Consider the following 24,545-nt stretch of genomic DNA (forward strand, 5'->3'; position numbering starts at 1 on the left):
GGGATTTAATATAAAGGTAGTGAAAACATGATACGTTCAGCATATATTCATATCCCCTTCTGCCATCATATCTGCCATTATTGTGATTTTAACAAGGTGTTCATGAAGGGGCAGCCGGTGGACGACTATCTGGCTTCGTTGGATAAAGAAATGAAAATGGGAATAGAAAAATACCCATCCGAAAAATTGTCGACGATTTTTGTTGGAGGAGGGACACCGACAGCCTTAAATGCCTCCCAGCTCGAGTTTTTTTGTAAAAGCATCAATGCGTCCCTTCCATACTCAAAGGATGAGGTGGAGTTTACTTTCGAAGCTAATCCAGGTGATTTGACGAGCGATAAATTGGAAGTGCTGCATGATCATGGTGTGAATCGTTTAAGCTTTGGTGTTCAGTCCTTTAATGATGATCTGCTTGAAAGGATCGGCAGGAATCATAGAAGCAAGGATGTATACACCTCAATCGACGCAGCCAGAAAAGCAGGATTTGACAATATCAGCATTGATTTGATCTACGCCTTGCCTGGGCAGACTGTTGAGGACTTTAAGCACACTCTAAGGACGGCTTTAGAATTCGATCTTCCTCATTACTCAGGATATTCTCTCATAATCGAACCAAAAACGGTATTTTATAATTTGATGAGAAAAGGAAAACTGTCTTTGCCTCCACAGGAAGCGGAAGCAGAGATGTACAGTGTATTGATGGAAGAAATGCAGGCTGCAGGAATCAATCAATATGAAATCAGCAACTTTGCCAAAAAGGGATATGAAAGCAAGCATAATCTAGTTTACTGGGATAATGAAGAATACTATGGTTTTGGAGCGGGTGCTCATGGATATGCCGAGGGAAACCGGTATAGCAATTTTGGTCCCTTGAAAAAATATATGGAGCCCCTGGCTGACGGAAAGCTGCCGATCATTGAGAGCCATGAACAAACGAAAGCTGAAAAGATGGAAGAGGAAATGTTCCTGGGGCTGCGCAAAACAGAAGGAGTATCTGTTGCCCGATTTACAGAAAAGTTCGGAGAGAGCCCGATGACAGTCTTCAAGGAAGCGGTCGAAGAAATGGTTGAGAAGGAATTGCTGACTGTCGAAAATTCATATATCCGCTTAACCCAAAAAGGAAAGTTCCTTGGCAACGAAGTCTTTCAGGCTTTTTTGGGAGTGATATAAGGAAAATAATTTACATTATTATCCTATTTTCTAGTTAAGCTAAAAAGAAAAGATCTAGACTTCCGGATTAGAGAGAAAACTATATAAGGAAAACCAGCCTTTTTTTCTTTGGAACATTTGCCTGTCGGGGCTGATCAAGGCGCTTCCGCTTTTGGTGTCGTCCAGCTGCAGCGCCTAGCCCCTCGGGGTCAAATAACCTCAAGAGAAGAAAAGGAAAGACCGCCTTTTTTTCTCTTGAGAACATTTGCCTCTCGGGGCTGTGCAAGGCGCTTCCACTTTTGGTGGAAAATATTACAGAAAAAATTGACGTAGAAACAATTTGTTCTAATTGACATCTCTTAGATGATTTGATAATTTATTATTAGATTTAGCACTCATTCAACGAGAGTGCTAACAGAGGTGATGAATGTTGTTAACAGATCGACAGTTGCTTATACTTCAAGTAATCATTGATGATTTCATCCGGTCTGCACAACCTGTAGGTTCAAGAAGCCTTTCGAAAAAAGAAGAAATTTCTTTCAGTTCCGCTACTATCAGGAATGAGATGGCAGACCTGGAGGATTTCGGTTTTATCGAGAAGCCGCATACATCTTCCGGACGGATTCCATCAGAAAAAGGCTACAGATATTATGTGGACCATTTGCTTTCCCCTGTTCAGCTTGCAAAGAGGGATGTGAAAACAATCCGTTCCATTTTCGCTGAAAGGATCTATGAAATGGAGAGGGTTGTTGAAAGGTCCGCAAAGATTCTTTCGGAACTTACTAATTATACGGCTATTGTATTGGGGCCGGGGGTAAAGGAAAACAAGCTTAAGAAAATACAGATCATCCCTATAAATGACGAGACGGCCGTAGCCATCATTGTAACCGATACGGGACATGTCCAGAATCGTATGTTTACCATACCAAAGGCGGTCGACTCCAGTGATTTGGAGAAACTGGTCAACATTTTGAATGAACGATTATCGGGTGTGCCGATGACAGAGCTGAATGATAAGATTTTCAAAGAGGTTGCACAGCTCCTTAAGCAGCATATTCACAATTATGATCTCATGCTTCACTCATTGGTGAATACCATGGATCTGCCGGCAAATGAAAAAATATTCTTCGGCGGCAAAACCAATATGCTCAATCAACCTGAATTCAATGACATCCAAAAGGTCCGGCTGCTGTTGAACATGATCGAGCAGGAGGATGGCATCTATGACATGATCAAGCATCTTCCAAACGGCCTTCATGTGAAGATCGGCAAGGAAAATAATGTATCAGCGATGGAAGACTGCAGCCTTATTACTGCTTCCTATTCAGTTGCAGACGAGAAGGTAGGCTCTATCGCCATACTTGGACCAACAAGAATGGAATATTCCAGGGTGATCAGCTTATTGAATTTCTTAAGCGAAGATATGTCCAAGGCAATGACGAAACTGTATCAAAGCTGAGCCGTGTGGATATATTGATTAAGGATATGGGGACCACTCCAAAGCGGACAGGTGCAAGGGTCCCTGCATATAAATCAGGAACCGCTTTGTTGAAAGAGGGGAAATCCCTCAGCTTTTTAAGGAGGTGAAAGGAATGGCAGAAGAAACGAACAACAAAGTTGATCAGGATTTGAATGATCAACAAGAAGGAAAGAACTCTGAAGGTGTTGAAGAAGAAATCTTCGCCGAAAGTCTGGAAGGACAGGAAGGTGAGGGCACAGGTCAATCTCCTGAGGAAACGCAAATAATAGAGCTGCAATCGAAGTTGGATGAATCCGAAAGCCGTTACTTGAGATTGCGTGCCGATTTTGATAATTTCCGCCGCCGTGCCAACTTGGATCGTGAGGCGAATGAAAAATATAAAGCTCAAAGCATCGTGACGGAATTGCTTCCGGCAATCGACAATTTTGAGCGTGCATTGAATGTTGAGCCCGATAACGAACAGACAAAATCCTTGCTTCAAGGGATGGAAATGGTTTATCGTAGCTTAGTGGAAGCACTGAAAAAAGAAGGTGTCGAGCCGATTGAAACAGTCGGGCAGGAATTCGATCCTCATCTGCATCAAGCTGTTATGCAGGGAGAAGACGAAAACTTCGGTTCAAACATTGTGACTGAAGAGTTCCAAAAAGGTTACAAACTGAAGGACCGCATTATTCGACCTTCAATGGTAAAAGTGAATCAATAATCTTACATACAGTTTACAAGGAGGTTTTTCTCAATGAGCAAAATTATCGGTATTGACTTAGGGACAACAAACTCATGTGTGTCAGTCCTTGAAGGCGGAGAACCAAAAGTAATTCCTAATCCGGAAGGCAACCGTACTACTCCTTCCGTTGTAGCGTTTAAAAATGGAGAAATGCAGGTTGGTGAAGTGGCTAAACGCCAGGCGATCACTAACCCGAATACAGTAATCTCTATCAAGCGCCACATGGGAACAGATTACAAGGAAAAGATTGAAGACAAAGAATATACGCCGCAGGAAATCTCTGCAATGATTCTTCAGCACTTAAAAGGGTATGCAGAAGATTATCTTGGCGAAAAAGTTGAAAAAGCGGTCATCACTGTGCCAGCTTACTTCAATGATGCAGAGCGTCAAGCCACTAAAGATGCAGGTAAAATCGCTGGACTTGAAGTTGAGCGTATCATCAACGAGCCGACAGCAGCTGCGCTTTCTTACGGTCTTGATAAAATGGAAGAAGATCAGACTATCCTTGTTTACGACCTTGGCGGCGGTACATTCGACGTTTCCATTCTTGAGCTTGGCGACGGAGTGTTCGAAGTACGTTCAACTGCCGGCGACAACAGACTAGGCGGAGATGACTTTGACCAAGTGATCATCGATTATCTTGTAGAACAATTCAAGAAAGAAAACGGCATTGACTTGTCTAAGGATAAAATGGCGCTTCAACGTCTTAAAGATGCTGCTGAAAAAGCGAAAAAAGATCTTTCTGGTGTAACTTCCACTCAAATTTCACTACCGTTCATCACGGCCGGTGAAAACGGGCCGCTTCACTTGGAAGTTAATATGACTCGCGCTAAATTCGACGAGCTTTCAGCTGACCTTGTAGAACGTACAATGGGACCTACTCGTCAAGCAGTGAAAGACGCAGGACTTTCTGCAAGCGAAATCGACAAAGTTATCCTTGTCGGTGGATCAACGCGTATCCCTGCTGTTCAAGACGCAATCAAAAAAGAATTAGGAAAAGACCCTCATAAAGGCGTTAATCCTGATGAAGTAGTAGCTATGGGAGCAGCAATCCAAGGCGGCGTATTAACAGGTGATGTTAAAGATGTTGTCCTTCTGGATGTAACTCCATTATCACTTGGTATCGAAACAATGGGCGGAGTATCTACTAAGTTAATTGAACGTAATACAACGATCCCTACATCGAAATCACAAGTATTCTCTACTGCTGCAGATAACCAGAATGCTGTTGATATCCATATCCTTCAAGGTGAAAGACCGATGGCAGCTGATAACAAGACTCTTGGACGCTTCCAATTGTCCGATATCCCGCCTGCACCACGCGGCGTACCGCAAATTGAAGTTAAGTTCGATATCGATAAAAACGGTATTGTAAATGTTTCTGCGAAGGACCTGGGTACAGGAAAAGAGCAAAACATCACAATCAAATCTTCAACTGGCTTATCTGAAGACGAAATCGAGCGCATGGTTAAAGAAGCGGAAGAAAATGCAGATGCAGATAAGCAGCGTAAAGAAGAAGTTGAACTTCGCAATGAAGCTGATCAATTAATCTTTACAACAGATAAAACAATTAAAGACCTTGGCGATAAAGTTGAAGAAGCTGAAGTCAAGAAAGCTGAAGAAGCCAGAGATGAGCTTAAAGAAGCTATCGAAAAGAATGACCTGGAAGAAATCCGTACGAAGAAAGATGCTCTTCAGGAGATCCTTCAAGGCCTTTCAATGAAGCTCTATGAAGAGGCTGCAAAAGCACAGGAGCAGGCTCAGGGAGCTGAAGGCCAGGCTGGTAAAGACGATGATGTTGTCGATGCTGAATATGAAGAAGTAAAAGACGATAAGTAATTTTTCAACTTCATATAAATGGCCATGGAAAGTCAAAGTCAGGTCTATCTTGACTTTGGCTTTTTCTTTGGTACGGCCGATTAGTTTAAACGAAATACTATTCAGCCCCTCTATTTCTCAATTAATATTGTGAGGGGCCCCCTTTTAATGTTAAAATAACCTTTATGCATAAGGAATCGGGAGTGTTGTATTGATGAGTAAACGGGACTATTATGAAGTTCTCGGCGTGGAGAATGGCGCCTCAAAAGACGAAATCAAAAAAGCATACCGCAAACTCTCAAAAAAATATCATCCTGATATTAATAAAGAAGCGGATGCGAACGAAAAGTTTAAAGAAATAAGTGAAGCCTATGAAGTATTGAGCGACGAACAAAAACGCGCGCAATATGATCGCTTCGGCCATACTGATCCGAACCAGGGATTCGGCGGCGGAGGAGACTTCGGCGGCGGCTTCGGCGGTTTTGAAGATATCTTCAATACCTTCTTCGGAGGAGGAGGCGGCGGACGCAGGCGCGATCCTAACGCTCCAAGAGCAGGAGCTGATCTGCAATATACAATGAGCGTCACTTTCGAAGAAGCAGTATTCGGAAAAGAGACGGATATTGAAATACCGAAAGAAGAAGAGTGTGATACGTGCGATGGTTCCGGAGCAAAACCGGGCACCAAGCCGGAAACATGTAAACACTGCCAAGGAACCGGCCAGCTGAACGTGGAGCAAAACACTCCATTCGGCCGTATTGTGAACCGCAGGGTATGTCACCACTGTCATGGCACAGGTAAGTTCATTAAAGAAAAATGTAATACTTGCGGAGGAAATGGTAAAGTTCAAAAGCGCCGTAAGATTCATGTGAAGATTCCTGCAGGCATCGATGAAGGCCAGCAGCTTAGAGTTTCCGGCCAAGGCGAGCCGGGAGTCAATGGGGGCCCTCCTGGAGACTTGTATGTGGTCTTCCATGTAAGACCTCATGAATTCTTTGAACGTGACGGAGATGACATCTATTGTGAAATGCCGATTACTTTTGTGCAATCAGCATTGGGCGATGAGATAGAAGTACCGACTCTGCATGGCAAAGTGAAACTGAAAGTCCCTGCAGGCACCCAGACAGGTACAAAGTTCAGGCTTCGCGGCAAAGGTGTCCCAAATGTAAGAGGATACGGTACGGGAGACCAGCATATCCGTGTGAAAGTGGTAACACCTACAAAACTTACGGATAAGCAGAAAGAGCTTCTTCGTGAATTTGCCGATATCACTGGTCAGGTACCGGATGAACAGCATGAAAGCTTTTTTGACAAAGTAAAACGGGCCTTTAAAGGCGAATAAACCGGAACGGAGTTGGTAGATTCAATGAAATGGTCAGAAATCAGCATACACACAACAAATGAAGCGATTGAACCGATTTCAAATATTCTTCATGAAGCAGGAGCCAGCGGAGTGGTGATTGAAGATCCATTTGAATTAGAGAAAGAGCGAGAAGACATTTTCGGAGAAATCTACCAACTCAATCCTGATGACTTTCCTGAGGAAGGAGTCATTGTTAAAGCTTATCTCCCTGTAAACAGTTTTTTGGGAGAAACCGTGGAGGAAATTAAACAAGCCGTCGATAATCTTGTAAAATATAATATCGATATTGGAAGAAATCAAGTTGAGATATCTGAAGTGAACGAGGAAGAGTGGGCAACGGCCTGGAAGAAATACTATAATCCGGTCAAAATCTCGGCTCAGTTCACGATTGTCCCTACTTGGGAAGATTATGAACCTGTCCACAGCGATGAGCTTATCATCGAACTGGATCCTGGAATGGCTTTCGGGACAGGAACCCATCCGACAACCGTCATGTGCATACAGGCTCTTGAGAGGACAGTGAAACCTGGTAATCATGTTATCGATGTCGGCACTGGCTCCGGAGTATTGAGTATAGCTGCCGCAATGCTTCAGGCTGAAAAAGTCGAAGCCTTTGATCTTGATGAAGTGGCTGTCAATTCTGCAAGGATTAATACAAAGCTGAATAAAGTTCACGACAGGGTCTCAGTAAGTCAGAATAACCTGCTTGATGGTGTTTCTCCAGGAGCAGATATCATCGTTGCAAACATCCTGGCCGAGGTCATACTGAAGTTTACGGATGAGGCTGCCAGACTGGTGAAGCCTGGCGGGTATTTCATTACTTCCGGAATCATCGGACAGAAGAAGGAACTGGTCAAATCCGCTGTCATGGAAGCTGGATTCCAAGTAGAAGAAGTCATGCTGATGGAAGACTGGGTTGCCATCATCGCCAAGAAACCCCAATAAAGTATTATAAAGGGTGATCACCTATGCAAAGATATTTTATAGACCAGCAGTTTGAAGAAGGAAGTCCCATTATTATAGATGGAGAGAACTTTCACCATATTGTACGTGTGATGAGGATGACTGTAGATAGTTTGTTTTATGTTGTCTTTCTTAATGGTGAATCGGCAAAGGTAAAAATTGAAACGATTTCCAGTGACTGCCTCGAAGCCGGGATAGTACAATGGGAATCAGACGAAAAAGAAATGCCGGTGAAAATCACTATCGCGAGCGGACTGCCAAAAGGGGATAAGTTGGAGTTGATCATCCAAAAAGGGACTGAACTGGGAGCAGTGGAATTTGTCCCTTTTACCGCAGATCGCTCAATTGTAAAATGGGATGAGAAGAAAGCGAAGAAGAAGGTGGAACGCTGGGAAAAAATCGCCAAGGAAGCAGCTGAACAGTCCCATCGCCAGCATGTCCCAACGGTGCATTCCCCTGTTTCATTGAAAGAGATGGCTGCCTTTGCCGGTGACTATGAATATAAAATTGTGGCTTATGAAGAGGATGCCAAGACAGGAGAACAAAGTAACTTGGCAGGCGTCTTGAATTCAGCCAAGCCAGGTGACCGGATTCTTGCTGTTTTCGGTCCCGAAGGCGGGTTGACTGAAAAGGAAGTCGACACACTTAAACAGAATGGTTTCCTTTCCTGCGGTCTGGGTCCAAGAATTATGCGGGCAGAAACAGCCCCATTTTATTTGCTGTCTGCCGCATCCTATCAATTTGAATTAATGAGGTGAAAAATATGCCAACAGTAGCTTTTCATACCCTCGGTTGTAAAGTGAATCACTATGAAACAGAGGCTATTTGGCAATTATTTAAAGAACAGGGCTACGAGCGCCTGGATTATGAAAATACATCGGACGTTTATGTAATTAACACATGTACCGTGACGAATACGGGCGATAAGAAAAGTCGTCAGGTCATCCGCCGTGCCATCAGGAAGAACCCTGATGCCGTCATTTGTGTTACAGGGTGCTATGCACAGACATCCCCTGCAGAAATCATGGCGATTCCTGGAGTAGACATTGTGGTTGGAACTCAGGACCGCAGAAGAATGCTGGAGTACATCGAGCAGTTTAAAGATGAGAGACAGCCGATCAACGGTGTAGGAAACATTATGAAAAATCGGGTATATGAAGAACTTCAAGTGCCTGCTTTCACTGATCGAACTCGTGCTTCCTTAAAGATTCAGGAAGGGTGCAATAACTTTTGTACATTCTGCATTATCCCGTGGGCAAGAGGATTAATGCGCTCCCGTGATCCGGAAGAAGTTATACGCCAGGCACAGCAGCTGGTTGACGCAGGCTATAAAGAAATCGTCCTGACCGGTATTCATACAGGCGGGTATGGCGAGGATATGAAAGACTATAACCTTGCTATGCTTCTGCGCGATCTTGAAGAGAAAGTAGAAGGATTGAAGCGTATCAGAATATCTTCCATCGAAGCCAGCCAATTGACCGATGAAGTGATTGAAGTCATCGATAACTCAAAAATGGTTGTGAGACATCTTCATATTCCACTGCAGTCCGGTTCAAATACCGTTCTAAAGAGAATGAGAAGAAAATACACCATGGAATTCTTTGCTGAAAGAATCGAGAAGCTGAAGAAAGCTCTTCCAGGTCTTGCGGTAACTTCCGATGTGATTGTAGGTTTCCCTGGTGAAACTGAAGAAGAATTTATGGAAACGTACAATTTCATTAAAGAGCATAAGTTCTCTGAATTGCATGTGTTTCCGTATTCCAAGCGTACTGGCACACCGGCCGCCAGGATGACTGACCAAGTTGATGAAGAGATCAAGAATGAGAGAGTCCATCGTTTAATCGAGCTGTCAAACCAGCTGGCAAAGGAATATGCATCCGGGTTTGAAGAGGAAGTTCTTGAAGTTATTCCTGAAGAAATTTATAAAGACAAGCCATCAAGTGGTTTATACGTTGGATACACAGACAACTATTTGAAAGTAGTCTTCCCTGCTTCTGAAGAGATGATAGGCAAGCTTGTGAAAGTAAAAATCACTAAAGCCGGCTATCCGTATAATGAAGGACAATTCGTCAGAATCCTGGAAGAAGATAAAACAACAGCGGTAAGCTAGATAGGAAAAACCGGTTCATTAATGAATCGGTTTTTCTTTATTTTTGCAACCAATTATTAATAGAAAACCTACTCTAATCCATTAGAGGATTTATCAACACACTTTGGGAAATTGTAATCCCAATTAATATATTTGAACTGGTATAAATTTTGTTAAAAACCTTATTGATTAGTTTCCCATTTAGCTGTACACTAAGTAGGTATAAGAAAGCGCAAACATTCTTCTATTTTTTTTGCACATCAGTGCAAACGATTGCGCATTAAACTAAAATAAAAAATCTTTTCGTATGAGGTGTTACACATGAAGAAAATATGGTGGAAAGAAGCCGTTGGCTATCAAATATATCCCCGCAGTTTCCAAGATTCAAATGGAGACGGAATCGGCGACCTGCAGGGAATGATACAAAGACTTGATTATGTAAAGGATTTGGGGATTGATGTCATTTGGATCTGTCCTATGTATAAGTCACCGAATGATGATAATGGCTATGATATCTCTGATTACCAGGATATTATGAAAGACTTCGGGTCTATGGAAGACTTTGACCTCCTTTTAAAGGAAGTACACGCAAGAGGAATGAAGTTGATCATTGATTTGGTTCTTAATCATACAAGTGACGAACATCAATGGTTCGTTGAATCCCGTACCTCGAAGGAGAACGAAAAACGCGATTGGTATATTTGGCGCGATGGGAAAAATGGTAAAGAGCCAAATAACTGGGAAAGTATCTTCGGCGGCTCGGCATGGGAGTACGATGAGAAAACAGATCAATATTACCTGCATGTGTTCTCCATAAAACAGCCGGATCTGAATTGGGAGAACGAAGATGTACGAGAAGCTCTCTATGACACGGTCAACTGGTGGCTGGACAAAGGAATAGACGGTTTCAGAATTGATGCTATCAGCCATATCAAAAAACGTGAGGGTATGCCGGATATGCCGAATCCAAAGAACAAAAAGTATGTATCTTCATTCGATATGCATATGAATCAAAAAGGCATTCATAAGTTTCTTCAGGAATTTAAAGATAAAACCTATGCTAATTACGATGTGATGTCGGTTGGTGAGGCAAACGGGGTCACAGCCGATGAAGCTGAACTTTGGGTAGGTGAAGAAAACGGGAAAATGGATATGATCTTTCAGTTTGAGCACCTTGGATTATGGGATGCCGAAACAAACCCTGACCTTGACATCGTTGAGTTGAAGAAAGTACTGACCCGCTGGCAAAAAGGGCTGGAAGGCGACGGCTGGAATGCTCTATTCATTGAAAACCATGATAAGCCCCGTGTTGTCTCAACTTGGGGGAATGATGAAAAGTACTGGAAGGAAAGTGCTACATCAATGGCTGCCATGTACTTCTTGATGCAGGGAACTCCTTTCATCTATCAAGGACAGGAAATCGGAATGACCAATGTTCAATTTCCTTCAATAGATGACTACGATGATGTAGCAGTTAAAAACCTATACAAGCTGAAGCTGGAGGAAGGTGTATCTCATGAAGAAATCATGAATATCATCTGGGCTTCTTCGAGGGATAACAGCCGTACTCCGATGCAATGGTCTAACGATGCAAACGGAGGATTTTCAGAAGGAAACCCTTGGATGAAAGTGAATCCTAACTATAAGAGCATCAATGTGGAAGCTCAGTTACATGACGAAGACTCTATCCTTTCCTTCTACAAAAAAATGATAGCCGTAAAGAAAGAAAATGATATTTTCACTTATGGAATTTATGACTTGCTTCTTCCAAAGCATGAGCAGATTTATGCCTACACAAGGACTCTTGGCAAAGAAAGAGTGCTGGTATTGACCAACCTCTCTACCGAAAATGCTGAAGCTCCTCTTGGAGATATCTCAGTAGATTCAGCAGAATTGATGCTGAACAACTATTCGGTAGAACAGCACAGCGGCCTCTCTCAGGTTATACTAAAACCTTATGAAGCAAGAGTTTACCGACTCGCTTAATGAGTTTAATTTTTTCGCTTTAACCAATAGAACGTCTAAAAAAGATCAGGTCTGCGTCCTGATCTTTTTTTGGGTACAATAACAGCAGCGGAAGAATTTTTCACTTAAAAAGTTCGTATATTTTCTAAACCTTTGTTAGAATAAAGAGGTACGGACAACCTGTTGGAGGAGTGTTATTTTATGGAAAAAAATATTGCGAAAATGATCGATCATACATTATTGAAAGCGGACTCAACGAAAGACCAAGTAACGAAAATTTGTGAAGAAGCTAAAGAACATAACTTTGCATCTGTCTGTGTCAATCCTGGCTGGGTGGAATATGCAGCCCAAATGCTGCAAGGAACAGATGTTAAGGTATGTACTGTAATCGGTTTTCCGTTGGGAGCGACTACATCCGAAACGAAAGCATTTGAAACAAAAGATGCTATAAATAAAGGTGCAACGGAAGTGGATATGGTCATCAACATCAGTGCCCTCAAGGACGGGAATAACGAGTTGGTTAAACAGGATATCCAGGCGGTGACTGCAGCTGCTAAAGGAAAAGCTTTAACTAAAGTCATCATTGAAACAAGCCTGCTGACTGATGAAGAAAAAGAAAGAGCCTGCAGACTTGCTGTTGAAGCAGGGACTGATTTTGTGAAGACGTCTACAGGTTTCTCCACTGGTGGAGCTACTATAGAGGATATCAAATTAATGAGAAAAACCGTCGGACCGGATATCGGCGTGAAAGCATCCGGCGGAGTCAGAAGCGTAGAAGATGCTAAAAACATGATCGAAGCGGGTGCTACAAGAATCGGCGCCAGCTCTGGAGTGCAAATTGTTCAAGGGTTAACTAGTGATTCTGACTACTAAGATGAAAAGGCAGTCCGCTTAGGCGGGGGCACTGAAAATGTACCGAATTTTAGAATCTAATTCTCTTTAATAAAGAAAAAGTCAACCATACTTCCTAAAATCGGAAGAATGGTTGACTTTTTTCTATCATTGCATAGAGTGTGTTCCTCTTTTTTACATTAGCCATAGAATCCATGACAGCTTGGCAGGAATGCAGCGAAGGATATGGGATTTTGCAGTGTCGACAGCCCGGAAAACCACAGCGATCGCAATTCAAGGTTTTATAACATTTGCGTGCCTGGAAAGATACAGATTTAAAGATCTGGGATGTGAAAGTGGTACCTATCAGCCAGTTTCAGTACTTTGGCTGGTAAAATAGAGGGAAAAATTCCCCTTATTCACTAAAAAATTTGAAAAAATGCTTAAATAGAGGGAGAAATTCCTCTTATTTGACTTATAAGACGAAAAAATAGGTGTTATTTCTTCGTATAAGGGGAAAAACTCCCTCTATTTCCTTCATAGGGAGCTAGAAATTGCAATTAACGGGAAAAATTCCCCTTATTTTTACCGCATGATACTTAATAAGGAAACGACAAACCGCTTCCGCTATTGTTCCGTCCAGCTTCAGCGCCTGAGGGTCCGTACCCACAGGAACGGACTTAGCCCCCCGGGGTCAAATAACCCAAAGAGAATAAAAGGAAAGCCCGCTTTTTTTTCTCTTTGGAATATTTGCCTGTCGGGGCTGTTCAGGCGCTTCCGCTTCTGTATTCACCTGAGGTTGATTCTATGCATCTTCTCGATGAGTTTTGCAAAGTGTCCTGAGAAAGGGAGGACTAATATAGAACAAATGACATTGAAGGCAAGGCTGGCATGGGCCAGCTGCATTTCTGGATCAGGGGAGGCCAGTCTTACCATCCCACCCAGTTCATCAACGAAAGGGAAGAATATCAGCACACCTGCAATATTGAGCCATATGTGAGCATAAACAGTCAGCTTAGTGGCTTTTCCGCTCCCAATGCCGGCTATATAGGAGGTTACACATGTACCTATATTCGCGCCGAGCATGATAGAGATCCCCGCAAATATCGTGATAATGCCGGTGTCGGTAAAACTCATGGCAATGCCGGTGATGACTGTGCTTGACTGGACGATCCCTGTTAAGACCATCCCCAGCAGAATAGAGAATATAGTGGAGGCATTGGAGTGTTCCATAAGTGAGTGAATGAAAGCCTGGCTGGATAAGGGCCCTGCCAGTTCTTCAAATCCCCTCATACTTACAAATATTAACGAAAGCCCTAGGAGGGTTATAGCGAGCGCTCTGGTGTGAGGATGAGGAAAGATGAGAAGGAGCAGTGAACACCCGAGCAGCGGAAGACTCATGAACCCGATGTCCAATGAAATAATCTCCAGTGTCAACGTAGTTCCTATATTTGTCCCCAGTATGATTCCGATGGACTGTCTGAAATTGAGAATGCCTGCCGAAACAAATCCAATAGTAAGAACCATGACCGCAGAACTGCTCTGCAAAACTCCGGTAACGGCAATTCCGATGAGAAATCCTTTCCAAGGAGCATCGGTCCATCGGGATATCAATTTTGTCATTCGTTCGCCTGCCAAGTTATATAATCCGCTCTTCAGCCAAAACATTCCAAGCAGAAAGCTGCCAATTAATAAAAAGAAGATAAGTAAATTAAGCATGTCCCGCCCCCCTTTCTTAACTGTATTAAGGATGAGAAGCATACATGTCTATTTATACGAGCAATTCATCATAAATTGTTGACCTTCTGGAGGGCTTATATTATAATTGCAAAGTGAATGGATTTAAATATCCATACAGAAAGATTACTTTCTGTAAAAGTCTGCACTTAACAGCAGAAAAGTGAAGGGCAGCTAGGTTTGTCAGATGCCCGCAGCGGCTTGGCCAATGCCAAGGACTTTACTTTACATGTAAGTGCAGTGTTTCGGAGGGAGGGAAAGAGAGATGTCAAAAACAGTTGTTCGTAAAAACGAATCGCTTGAAGATGCTCTTCGTCGCTTCAAACGTACAGTTTCTAAAACAGGAACTTTGCAAGAGTACAGAAAGCGCGAATTCTATGAAAAGCCAAGCGTAAAGCGTAAGAAGAAATCTGAAGCAGCCAGAAAACGTAAGTTCTAAGAGAGGGTGTAGATATGAGTCTTCTCGATCGTTTAAATAATGATATGAAACAAGCTATGAGGAATAAAGAGAAAGAAAAACTTTCTGTAATCCGTATGCTGAAAGCGGCGTTGCAAAATGAGGCGATCAAGCATGGAAAACAGGAGCTTTCTCATGATGAAGAGTTGACTGTCCTTTCTCGAGAAGTCAAGCAACGAAAAGACTCCCTCCAGGAATTTCAAAACGCAGGCCGTGAGGATCTCGTGGAGAAAATTCAAACGGAACTGACTTACGTCGAAATATATATGCCTGAACAGCTGTCTGAAGATGAAGTATCGGACATCATCAAGCAAGCGATTGATGAAACGGGTGCAACGTCCAAGGCAGATATGGGTAAGGTGATGGGGGCTATCATGCCTAAAGTTAAAGGGAAAGCTGATGGAGCTCTCGTCAATAAACTTGTTCAAAATCATTTAGCGTAACATGAAAATGAGAAGCGGTTATCCGCTTCTCATTTTTTTTACAGTCAGCTTCCTATAAATTTTGACTGCAAGCCGGTTTCATTTTTAATATTGATGCCGGCTTTCATTGCTCTGCTAACACCCTGGCAATCAATTTAAAGTCTTCAAGTTCTTAACTTCACCAAGTACTTTAGCCAGTAAATGTTTTGATGTTTTGTTATTGGCCCCCTGCCGCAAAAGCTCAAGCAACTGACACGCAAATCGTTTATTATATTCAGAAGGCAGAAGTATATGAGATCATTTCTTTAAAAGGTTGTATAACCGTTCTTTTCGACATAAGGTTTAAAGGTACGATTGGAAGCCGTCCGGAAATTTCTTATAAAAATCTCATTCGAAAATTGTATTCGGTTCTGGGAAAATTTTTAAAAAAGATTGAAACCTTTTTTGATCTCATTCGTACATAATATAAGATATATGATTGTCATTTTTCTTGATATGCCGAAAGGGGTGAAATCTTGAAATTATTAAGAAAGATTTATATAAGCGGTTTGATGCTGCTTCTCGCTGTATCGTTGATAGGGTTAATGCCCTTCAACACTGAAGCTCAAGGCGAAGGTGAAATTGTCTTTGTCATCCCTATCGAGAAAGAAGTCGAAAAAGGCCTGAATGCATTCTTGAGCAGGGGTATAGATGATGCGCGGGAAGCAGGTGCTGATACGATTGTTTTCCAAATTGATACACCTGGAGGATTAGTCGATGCGGCAGGTAATATCGCAAAGCTTCTTGATAATACAGAAATAAGAACGGTCGCTTTCGTAGATAATCGGGCTCTGTCTGCAGGAGCATTCATTGCGCTTCATGCAGATGAAATTTACATGGTTCCCAATGGGACAATGGGAGCTGCTGCCGTAATTGACCAAGCCGGTAATTCTGCAGGTGAAAAAGCTCAAAGCTACTGGCTCGCAGCCATGAAAAGTGCCGCTGAAACCAGTGACCGGGATCCTAAATATGCTCTTGCAATGGCTGACAAGAATGTTGACCTTCCTGAAGTCGGTGCAGGAAAAGGCGAACTGCTCACTCTCGATGCAAGAACCGCAGAGTCTGTAGATTACTCGGAGGGCACTGTGAGTAATATGGAAGAGCTCCTTGAGGAAATAGGTATGGAAGATGCAGAAGTGGTCAGCGTTGAAGAAACGTTTGCGGAGAAACTTGCCAGATTCATAACCAATCCGGTTGTGGTTCCGATTCTTCTTTCACTTGCGAGTCTCGGGCTGGTAATTGAACTTTATTCTCCCGGATTTGGTGTCGCAGGTTCTGTTGGCCTGGCTTCATTGCTGCTTTTCTTCTATGGACACTTGGTTGCCGGCCTGGCAGGATACGAAACACTGATACTTTTCATTATTGGTGTTGGTTTGATAGTGGCTGAATTTTTCCTTCCCGGGGGTATTGCCGGGATACTGGGTATCGGTGCCATCATAGGAAGCATTTTGATGGCAGGAGGCGATGTTGTCGCTATGGGTACATCCCTTTTGATAGCGATTGCGGTCGCCATCATAGCAATGGTGGTGTTTGTAAAGGTGTTTGGTAAAAAGATGAAGCTGTTCAATAAGATAATTTTGAAGGATTCCACTAGTACTGAGAGTGGATATGTCTCCAATGTCAACCGATTGGAATTAATCGGGACGACCGGTGTCACGATGACTGCCCTGCGTCCTTCGGGGACTATTGTGATTGATGATGAAAGAATCGATGCTGTTTCAGAAGGCGGTTTTATTGGGCAGAATAAGCCGGTCAGGGTCGTCAAGGTAGAAGGATCAAGAACAGTGGTAAGAGAAATAGAATAACTGACACATAATTGGATATTTTGAAGGAGGAAAAGTAATGGTTCTAGATGCAAGTACAATATTAATTTTAGTAGCAATCGTAGCCGGACTCATATTCTTAGGTGTCCTGTTTACATTCGTGCCGGTGATGCTGTGGATTTCAGCGATAGCAGCCGGAGTCAGAATCAGTATCTTTACATTGGTGGGGATGAGATTAAGAAGGGTTATCCCGAGCCGTATCATCAATCCGCTGATCAAAGCGCATAAAGCCGGGCTGACGGTAACCATTAATCAGCTGGAGAGCCATTATCTTGCCGGCGGTAATGTTGATCGTGTAGTGAATGCTTTGATTGCTGCACATCGTGCGAATATTGAGTTGTCGTTTGAGAGAGCGGCTGCAATCGACCTTGCCGGCCGTGACGTACTTGAAGCGGTTCAAATGAGTGTAAATCCTAAAGTGATCGAAACGCCGTTCATTGCCGGTGTGGCGATGGATGGAATCGAAGTGAAAGCCAAAGCGCGAATTACAGTAAGAGCCAATATCGACCGCTTAGTCGGTGGTGCTGGTGAAGATACAATCGTTGCCCGTGTCGGGGAAGGAATCGTCTCTACAATCGGTTCATCAAGCAACCATAAGAAAGTACTTGAAAATCCGGATATGATTTCTCAAACGGTTCTTACTAAGGGCCTTGATGCCGGAACAGCTTTTGAAATTCTGTCGATTGATATCGCGGACGTTGATATCGGGAAAAACATCGGTGCCGAGCTGCAAACAGAGCAGGCTGAAGCTGATAAGAACATTGCCCAGGCCAAAGCGGAAGAACGCAGAGCCATGGCGGTAGCGAATGAGCAGGAAATGATAGCGAAAGTCCAGGAAATGAGAGCGAAGGTAGTGGAAGCCGAAGCGGAAGTGCCGCTTGCGATGGCAGAAGCTTTAAGGTCTGGAAATATTGGTGTCATGGATTATATGAACTATAAGAATATCGATGCAGACACTGAAATGAGAGGCTCCATCGGTAAATTGACTGGAGACAAGAATGAAGAGGGCCAAGATGAATAGATCTTCTCTTCTGAGAAAGGGGATCTTTTTATGGAAAATCTGATATTCCTTGTTATCGCCGGGTTGGTCAGTATGCTTTTCAATAGAATGAAAAAGGATCCTTCCGACCAGGAACCGCGGTCCCCGCGCCCTCAGCGTCCTGAATCTGATGCTGGACCCGTGTGGGAAGAAGCGGCGAATGATTTGGAAACCGCCTTTGATAAAGGAATTGAAACGATTCAAACGCAAGGGAAGAACAAATTTCTTGAGAAGCAGGAAGAGGCCAGGAAACGGATTTCAGACTTGAAGTCTCAGGAACAAGTCTATAATCAGCGTGCCGAAAGTGTGAAATTAAAAACTCGCAAGTCGCCCGCAAGAATGAAGGCTGCCAGGGTGGACCTCAGGAACCTGGGGAGCGATGACCTTGTAAAAGGGATCGTTTTATCAGAAGTGCTGGGGCCTCCAAGAGCCAAGAAACGAAACTGGCGGGGCTGAAAATAAAATAACAGTGATGAAACCCCCTTTTATTTCATAAATATGAGATGAAAGGGGGTTCTTTTTGTATGGCAAAAAAATGGTTTCAAAAAGCGCGCCATTGGATGACCAAAACAATGGACCTTCCGGAAGATGTCATGATGGACCTTCCCCGCATCACGATGATTGGACAGATTCATATTTATATTGAAAATCACAGAGGGCTTTTGACCTTCACCGACGATGAAGTACGCCTGCTCCTTAAACAAGGACAGCTTCTGATAAAAGGTCAGTCTTTTGTTATAAAGATGATTCTCCCAGAGGAAATTTTGCTGGAAGGTAAAATCGTAGAAGTCGTTTATCTGGAACAGTAATCGAACAGGAGGGTTTGACTTGAAGAACCAGTGGATTACATTTTTCACAGGCAAAGTGCATGTGAAGGTAGAAGGCAAGGGGATAGAGCGGTTTATTAATGAAATGACAAGGTCGAAGATAGCTGTTTGGCAAGTGAAAAGAATGGGCGAACAAACCTTTACCTTTTACCTGTCCCTCAATGATCTACATAACTTCAGGCGTGCAGTCAGGAATTTTGACTGCCGTGTCACTTTTTTAAGAGGACAAGGGTCTCCATTCCTCTGGAAAAGAGCTTTGAAAAACAGCGGTTTCTTACTAGGGGCTATTTCATTTTTATTGTTGATTCTGATTTTGTCGAATATGGTCTGGGGTATCAGCATCAAAGGGGCAAGTCCCCAAGCACAATACGAAATCGAAAAACAGCTTGAGGAGATGGGAATTAAACGGGGGAAGTTCCAATTTTCCATCCCTGATGTTGAGAGCATCCAGCGTGAGCTTTCCAATCGTATGAACAACATCACATGGGTCGGTGTGGATTTAAAAGGGACAACTTATCACTTCCAAGTGGTGGAGAAAAACGAGCCTGAACCAGCGGAAGAAATCGGTGCGCGAAATTTAGTGGCTAAGCAGAAAGCGGTCATTAAAGAAGTCTTTGTAGAAGAGGGCATGACCTTGGTAGAAGTGAATGACCATGTGCAAAAAGGACAGCTGCTGGTTTCCGGCCTCATTGGAAAAGAGGATCAGGATGACAAAAAAGCTGTTTCGGCAAAAGGTGTCATCCGGGGTGAAGTGTGGTATATAACCAAGGTGGAACTGCCTCTGGAAACGGACTTTGAGGTCTTCAGCGGCAATGAGAAAACGAAGCATTTTATTTCCTTAGGCAAATTCCGGTTACCTATCTGGGGTTGGGGAAAGATAGAATATAAAAACAGTGTTGAAGAACTGGATGAACACAAAGTGAAGTTTCTTAAATGGGAACTGCCTGTAACCTATATAGAAAAAACCGTGAGAGAGAAGGAAGACGTAACGAGGAAATACTCCCGGAAAGAGGCTGTCGCCACGGCAAAAGATCTGGCCAGGGATAATTTGAAAGCGGGTCTTCCTGAGGAATCGGAGGTTACCGGTGAAAAAATTTTACACGAACAGATTGAAAATGGTAAAGTAAGGTTAAATGTACACTTTAAAGTAATAGAAGACATAGCTGTCGGACAACCAATCATTCAAGGAGACTGAGTAATGCCAGATGAACTAAATACCACAAACATTCAACTTGATAATCCAAATGAAGCGATTGCACTATTCGGCGTCTCAGATTCACATTTGAAGTCAATGGAAAACGAATTGTCGATTTCCATTGTCACCCGTGGAGAATCCGTTTATATTTCAGGCGAAGAGCAAGCTGTCTCTATGGCGCAGGAAATTTTGAACAAGCTTCTTGTAATCATCCGCAAAGGAATCAATATCAGCCAGCGTGATGTCACATACGCGCTGCAGATGGCGAAGCAAGGGACACTGGAGTACTTCGAAGACTTATACAATGAAGAGATAACGAAAAATGCCAAAGGCAAACCGATACGCGTTAAGACATTAGGGCAAAGGCAGTACATCCATGCCATCCGTAATAACGACCTTGTTTTCGGAATAGGTCCTGCAGGTACAGGAAAAACGTATTTGGCCGTTGTAATGGCCGTACATGCTTTAAAAAACGGGATGGTCAAAAGAATCATTCTTACCCGGCCGGCAGTCGAAGCCGGGGAAAGCCTCGGTTTTCTTCCAGGCGACCTGAAAGAGAAAGTGGATCCTTATTTAAGGCCGCTGTATGATGCCTTGAATGATGTGCTTGGATCTGACCACACCCAGCGGCTGATCGAGCGGGGAACCATTGAAGTTGCTCCCCTTGCTTATATGAGGGGCAGAACACTGGATGATGCCTTTGTCATCCTTGATGAAGCTCAGAATACCACGCAGGCGCAGATGAAGATGTTCCTGACCAGGCTCGGATTTGAATCGAAAATGATCATCAATGGTGATCGGACCCAAGTTGATTTACCAAAAGGAGCGCAATCCGGACTGGTGGCAGCGGAAAAGATCCTCAAGGAAATTAAAGGGCTGTCCTTTGTCTATCTCGAGCAGACAGATGTAGTCCGCCATCCGCTTGTTGGCAAAATCATAAATGCTTATGAAAAAAATTCAATGTGATCACGGCTGTCTGCAGGTAATCCTGCAGACAGTTTTTTTATCCTGGCAAGTTGGGAAATAAATACATGAGCGAAAATAGAGAGTGCAATCCAATGTGAAAACTGTTATCATTTTACATAATTAATAGAAAATTCACCTCTATACATAACTTGAAACCAGCCGGGAGGATTCTGATGAAGTTTCAGCCTTATATCAATAAGATTCGTTCGATATTGAGTTATAAAGTATTTACACTTCTTATTTTTGTCGTTCTGGGTTTATTGCTTTATGGAGTTCTTTATGGAAATGTTAAACCGGAGAAGTATGATGTGAACGTTTTTGAAATTGCAGACGTGACAATCAGAGCTCCCAAATTAATCAAGGATGAAGAGCTGACGCAGAAAAAAGGGAAGAGGCAGCGGATGAAGTACCCAATCAATACACCCGCCAGCAGGATGTGGTTGAGAACCGCGTATCTCTCATAGAATCGATATTTGGGATTATCAAAGATGTAGGGAAGGATGCTGATCCTTCGCAGGCTGAAGGGCAAGCTGAGACAGCTGAAGAGGACAAGGCTGAACTTTCCATGGAGGAAAAACTTGCTGAACTTAAAGTACAGCTGACAAAGAATGCTAACGTGAGAGAGAATATTACCCAGAGCATTCCAGACAGTATTTTCCTCACGCTGCTGCAGTTAAATGATAACGAATTGGAGCGCGTAAAAACGACGGTTGTTTCTCAAATCAAGACGACTATGAGTGACAAGATTTACGAAGAAGATTTATATGCTGTCAATGAAAGGATGGATACCAGATTAAGGGCACTCAATCTTCCTCCATCCATGATCGAGGCGGCAGTCTTCTTGAGCAGGTTCGCTGTTATTCCAACAGAGGTGTTTAACCAGGAATTAACTCAGCAAAAGAAGCAGCAGGCGATGGAAGAAGTGGCATATGAGGAAATTATTGAAGGGGAAGTCATTGTTCAGCAGGGAAAAATGATTACCCATGAGGATTACAGGCAATTGGAGCTATTGGGCCTGCTTTCAACGGAAACTCCAATTAAACCGTTTATCGGGCTTGGAATATTCGTCGTCCTGGCCATCGGTGCCATTTATTATCATTTTCATAACTGGGACCTCCCTGAAGAAAGAAAACAGAACAGGCTCATCCTTCTCAGTCTTATATTCGTCATCAGTCTCATTTTAATGAAGATCACAGCTCTGATGAAGGAACTTGATTTGGACAGGGTGGGATTTCTGTTCCCGGCTGCGCTTGCGGGAATGCTGATCAGGATCATGCTTAATGAAAGGATTGCCATGCTGATGGTCATGATCCTCGCCGCCTGCGGAAGCATAGTATTCCATTATGAGATTTCAGGAGCGATCGATATAGAAATGGCCATCTACATTATGTTTAGCGGGCTTGCCGGGGTATTGTTCCTATCAAGCCGGAAAAACCGTACGAACATTTTGCAGGCAGGATTATTTGTATCCCTGGTGAACGTTATGATTATCCTGTTTCTTCTCTTTTTACGCGGTGTCACCTACACAAACTTGGAATATACTTATTTTGTTGTTTATGGGTTTGTCTCAGGTATCGGATCTGCGGTGCTGACAATAGGGTTTCTGCCATTTTTTGAAGCAGGATTCGGGATCTTGTCCGCAATGAGGCTTGTTGAACTGTCAAATCCAAACCATCCGCTCCTTAAAAAGCTGCTTACAGAAGCACCAGGGACCTATCATCATAGTGTCATGGTTGCCAACCTGGCTGAAACGGCCTGTGAAGCGATCGGAGCGAATGGCTTGCTTGCAAGGGTCGGATGCTATTATCATGATGTAGGAAAGACGGTCAGGCCCCATTATTTTATTGAGAATCAGATGAACAACGGCAATCCGCATGATCACCTGCCTCCGGAAAGGAGCAGAGATATCATCATCCACCACGCTGCAGATGGAGCAGAAATGCTGCGGAAATATAAGCTGCCCAAAGAATTCATTGATATTGCGGAGCAGCATCATGGAACGACGCTCCTTAAATTCTTTTACTATAAGGCTTTAAAAGATAATGAAGACCTGGATGAGGAATCTTATAGATATCCAGGACCGAAGCCGCAAACGAAGGAAACGGCTGTCATCAGTATTGCTGACAGTGTGGAGGCGGCTGTAAGATCGATGAAGGGTCCTACCAACGAAGAGATTAAAAAGCTTGTGGATAATATAGTGAAGGACAGGCTTCAGGACGGACAATTCAACGAATGTGATATAACCCTTAAAGAATTGGATATAGTAAAGAAAACCCTATGTGAAACACTCAATGGGATATTTCACTCGAGGATAGAATATCCGGAAGCTAATAGAAAGGAGCTAGCACATGAATCTTGAAATAGACTTTTTGGATGAAACAGAACAATTGGTTGATTGTGACAGAGAACTTGTACAGGGTCTGCTGAATTATGCAGCCGGTCAGGAAAATGTGGAGCCGGCAAGTGAATTGACGATCTCATTTGTAAAGAACGATCGTATAAAGGAAATTAATAAAGAATACCGTGATAAGGACCAGGCTACAGATGTGATATCTTTCGCAATGGAAGAACTGGGAGAAGATGAGACAAAGATTGTTGGAGATGGTATTCCGCGTATCTTGGGAGATATTATTATTTCCGTTGAAAAAGCTAAAGAACAGGCTGACGAATATGGCCATTCTTTTTCAAGGGAGCTGGGTTTCCTTGCTCTTCACGGTTTCCTCCATCTATTGGGATACGACCACATGAATGAGGAAGATGAAAAGAGAATGTTCGGCAGACAAAAGGAAATCCTTGATGGATATGGATTACAAAGATAAACCCTCAACCGGAAGGAAGTTTCTTCGTTCCTTTAAATTTGCTTTACGGGGTATCAGGCTTGTTTTTAAGGAAGAATTTAATTTCCTCGTTCATTTTGCCGTCTCCATTACTGTGGTGGCTGCAGGATTTCTTTTATCTATTTCCGCGATTGAATGGATCGTCGTCATTCTTTTAATTGCAGGAATGTTTGCTTTGGAAATGCTGAATACAGCTGTTGAGCGGGCAGTCGATTTAGTGACTAAAGAGTACCATCCCTTGGCAGGACAGGCAAAGGACATAGCGGCAGGCGCTGTTTTGTGTTATGCTGCAGGAGCCATGGTGATCGGCCTGATCATATTCCTGCCAAAGCTGTGGGAATTTATAGTATGAGATGACAGATTGCAGAGGCTTCCTTTGCAGTCTTTTTTATTGGTTATGGTGGTGCTTTAATATAAGCTTCCTACATTAAGGCGTTAGACACACTACAGCAGGAGCAGTGTTAAGCCGGCCGCATCTGCTTTTAAGTTCAAGCCATTATCTTGCTGAGTCATAGACCTGTTGCGGAAATTAACTAATCACTAAAAAAGAATAATTACGATTTAAAAAGGTGGCTCTGTTAGTTAATATTGTCGCTATAGGACATTTTGGGTCAACTGCTGGTAAGAAGGCGTCATTTTAATTATAGAATGCTGGTCATTTAACTCGCTCCTCCTTTAAATTCAAGTGTAAATCTATAGCCAATTTAATAAGAAAAGTTGATATATCAAGTTTATATTAGATTCTCAGTTCCTCCACTTATATTGACTTCCGTTCCAGGTGTGCGACCTCCCGCCCCGCGGATTCGTACACCTGGAACGGA

At 43.0% G+C, this 24,545-nt stretch carries 23 protein-coding genes and 1 pseudogene; 23 read left to right on the forward strand and 1 reads right to left on the reverse strand.

From position 1 onward, the window contains the following. Nucleotides 1-27 precede the first annotated feature (27 nt). From hemW to deoC, 10 genes are all read left to right on the forward strand, one after another. Complete coding sequence (gene hemW, locus B9Z54_RS05570) at nt 28-1,170, forward strand: radical SAM family heme chaperone HemW (RefSeq protein ID WP_113927492.1); 1,143 nt, start codon at nt 28-30, stop codon at nt 1,168-1,170. 409 nt (nt 1,171-1,579) lie between these two features. Continuing rightward, nucleotides 1,580-2,608, forward strand: coding sequence for a heat-inducible transcriptional repressor HrcA (gene hrcA, locus B9Z54_RS05580; RefSeq protein ID WP_113927494.1), 1,029 nt, complete (start codon nt 1,580-1,582; stop codon nt 2,606-2,608). A gap of 133 nt (nt 2,609-2,741) precedes the next feature. Next, nucleotides 2,742-3,332, forward strand: a complete 591-nt coding sequence (grpE, locus tag B9Z54_RS05585; protein WP_113927495.1) for a nucleotide exchange factor GrpE — start codon at nt 2,742-2,744, stop codon at nt 3,330-3,332. 33 nt (nt 3,333-3,365) lie between these two features. Then, nucleotides 3,366-5,192 (forward strand): molecular chaperone DnaK, encoded by a 1,827-nt coding sequence (dnaK, locus tag B9Z54_RS05590; RefSeq protein WP_113927496.1) that lies wholly within the window; start codon nt 3,366-3,368, stop codon nt 5,190-5,192. A 193-nt stretch (nt 5,193-5,385) separates the two neighbouring features. Then, complete coding sequence (gene dnaJ / locus B9Z54_RS05595) at nt 5,386-6,513, forward strand: molecular chaperone DnaJ (protein WP_113927497.1); 1,128 nt, start codon at nt 5,386-5,388, stop codon at nt 6,511-6,513. A gap of 24 nt (nt 6,514-6,537) precedes the next feature. Further along, nucleotides 6,538-7,479 (forward strand): 50S ribosomal protein L11 methyltransferase, encoded by a 942-nt coding sequence (gene prmA, locus B9Z54_RS05600; protein WP_113927498.1) that lies wholly within the window; start codon nt 6,538-6,540, stop codon nt 7,477-7,479. A 23-nt stretch (nt 7,480-7,502) separates the two neighbouring features. Then, nucleotides 7,503-8,255 carry a 16S rRNA (uracil(1498)-N(3))-methyltransferase gene (locus B9Z54_RS05605; RefSeq protein WP_113927499.1) on the forward strand — a complete coding sequence of 251 codons (753 nt, stop codon included), beginning with the start codon at nt 7,503-7,505 and terminating at the stop codon, nt 8,253-8,255. 5 nt (nt 8,256-8,260) lie between these two features. Then, entirely contained in the window at nt 8,261-9,607 is a 1,347-nt protein-coding gene (gene mtaB, locus B9Z54_RS05610) for a tRNA (N(6)-L-threonylcarbamoyladenosine(37)-C(2))-methylthiotransferase MtaB (RefSeq protein ID WP_113927500.1), read from the forward strand. Between the two features lie 300 nt (nt 9,608-9,907). Further along, a complete protein-coding gene (locus tag B9Z54_RS05615; RefSeq protein ID WP_113927501.1) occupies nt 9,908-11,572 on the forward strand; it encodes a glycoside hydrolase family 13 protein in 1,665 nt (554 codons plus the stop codon). Between the two features lie 180 nt (nt 11,573-11,752). Beyond that, nucleotides 11,753-12,424, forward strand: coding sequence for a deoxyribose-phosphate aldolase (gene deoC, locus B9Z54_RS05620; protein WP_113927502.1), 672 nt, complete (start codon nt 11,753-11,755; stop codon nt 12,422-12,424). 747 nt (nt 12,425-13,171) lie between these two features. Here deoC and B9Z54_RS05625 read toward each other — a convergent pair. Beyond that, nucleotides 13,172-14,101: a Na/Pi symporter gene (locus B9Z54_RS05625; RefSeq protein WP_113927503.1), complete on the reverse strand. Its 930-nt coding sequence runs from the start codon at nt 14,099-14,101 to the stop codon at nt 13,172-13,174. Nucleotides 14,102-14,384: 283 nt separating this feature from the next. Here B9Z54_RS05625 and rpsU point away from each other — a divergent pair, with 283 nt between their 5' ends. The 13 genes and pseudogenes from rpsU (at nt 14,385) to B9Z54_RS05685 (ending at nt 24,076) form a co-directional block, all read left to right on the forward strand. Then, complete coding sequence (gene rpsU / locus B9Z54_RS05630) at nt 14,385-14,558, forward strand: 30S ribosomal protein S21 (RefSeq protein WP_039238310.1); 174 nt, start codon at nt 14,385-14,387, stop codon at nt 14,556-14,558. Between the two features lie 14 nt (nt 14,559-14,572). Continuing rightward, the gene (locus B9Z54_RS05635; protein WP_113927504.1) at nt 14,573-15,019 is read left to right on the forward strand and encodes a GatB/YqeY domain-containing protein; all 447 of its coding nucleotides are present in this window, start codon (nt 14,573-14,575) and stop codon (nt 15,017-15,019) included. A 530-nt stretch (nt 15,020-15,549) separates the two neighbouring features. Continuing rightward, on the forward strand, nt 15,550-16,842 hold the full coding sequence (locus tag B9Z54_RS05645) for an NfeD family protein (protein WP_113927561.1): 1,293 nt from the start codon (nt 15,550-15,552) through the stop codon (nt 16,840-16,842). Nucleotides 16,843-16,879: 37 nt separating this feature from the next. Beyond that, nucleotides 16,880-17,881: a flotillin-like protein FloA gene (gene floA / locus B9Z54_RS05650; RefSeq protein WP_113927506.1), complete on the forward strand. Its 1,002-nt coding sequence runs from the start codon at nt 16,880-16,882 to the stop codon at nt 17,879-17,881. A gap of 30 nt (nt 17,882-17,911) precedes the next feature. Beyond that, nucleotides 17,912-18,355: a hypothetical protein gene (locus B9Z54_RS05655; protein WP_113927507.1), complete on the forward strand. Its 444-nt coding sequence runs from the start codon at nt 17,912-17,914 to the stop codon at nt 18,353-18,355. Nucleotides 18,356-18,423: 68 nt separating this feature from the next. Next, on the forward strand, nt 18,424-18,708 hold the full coding sequence (yqfC, locus tag B9Z54_RS05660) for a sporulation protein YqfC (RefSeq protein ID WP_113927508.1): 285 nt from the start codon (nt 18,424-18,426) through the stop codon (nt 18,706-18,708). 19 nt (nt 18,709-18,727) lie between these two features. Further along, on the forward strand, nt 18,728-19,921 hold the full coding sequence (gene yqfD, locus B9Z54_RS05665) for a sporulation protein YqfD (RefSeq protein ID WP_113927509.1): 1,194 nt from the start codon (nt 18,728-18,730) through the stop codon (nt 19,919-19,921). Between the two features lie 3 nt (nt 19,922-19,924). Next, the gene (locus B9Z54_RS05670; protein ID WP_113927510.1) at nt 19,925-20,887 is read left to right on the forward strand and encodes a PhoH family protein; all 963 of its coding nucleotides are present in this window, start codon (nt 19,925-19,927) and stop codon (nt 20,885-20,887) included. A 173-nt stretch (nt 20,888-21,060) separates the two neighbouring features. Next, nucleotides 21,061-21,351 carry a hypothetical protein gene (locus tag B9Z54_RS26390; RefSeq protein WP_345840692.1) on the forward strand — a complete coding sequence of 97 codons (291 nt, stop codon included), beginning with the start codon at nt 21,061-21,063 and terminating at the stop codon, nt 21,349-21,351. Further along, nucleotides 21,321-22,466 (forward strand): annotated as a pseudogene (locus B9Z54_RS26395) (hypothetical protein); the annotation flags it as partial. The gene B9Z54_RS26390 and the pseudogene B9Z54_RS26395, both read left to right, overlap by 31 nt. Nucleotides 22,467-22,616: 150 nt before the next feature. Continuing rightward, nucleotides 22,617-23,246 (forward strand): HDIG domain-containing metalloprotein, encoded by a 630-nt coding sequence (locus tag B9Z54_RS26400; RefSeq protein ID WP_345840693.1) that lies wholly within the window; start codon nt 22,617-22,619, stop codon nt 23,244-23,246. After that, entirely contained in the window at nt 23,236-23,706 is a 471-nt protein-coding gene (gene ybeY, locus B9Z54_RS05680; protein WP_113927511.1) for an rRNA maturation RNase YbeY, read from the forward strand. The genes B9Z54_RS26400 and ybeY overlap by 11 nt, the downstream gene beginning before the upstream one ends. Continuing rightward, the gene (locus B9Z54_RS05685; RefSeq protein ID WP_113927512.1) at nt 23,684-24,076 is read left to right on the forward strand and encodes a diacylglycerol kinase family protein; all 393 of its coding nucleotides are present in this window, start codon (nt 23,684-23,686) and stop codon (nt 24,074-24,076) included. Before ybeY ends, B9Z54_RS05685 begins: the two co-directional genes overlap by 23 nt. The last annotated feature ends 469 nt before the right edge of the window (nt 24,077-24,545 follow it).

Origin of the sequence: Bacillus sp. P14.5 (assembly GCF_003316765.1) — a bacterium.
In the GTDB taxonomy this organism is placed as follows: Bacteria; Bacillota; Bacilli; order Bacillales; family Bacillaceae_B; genus Rossellomorea.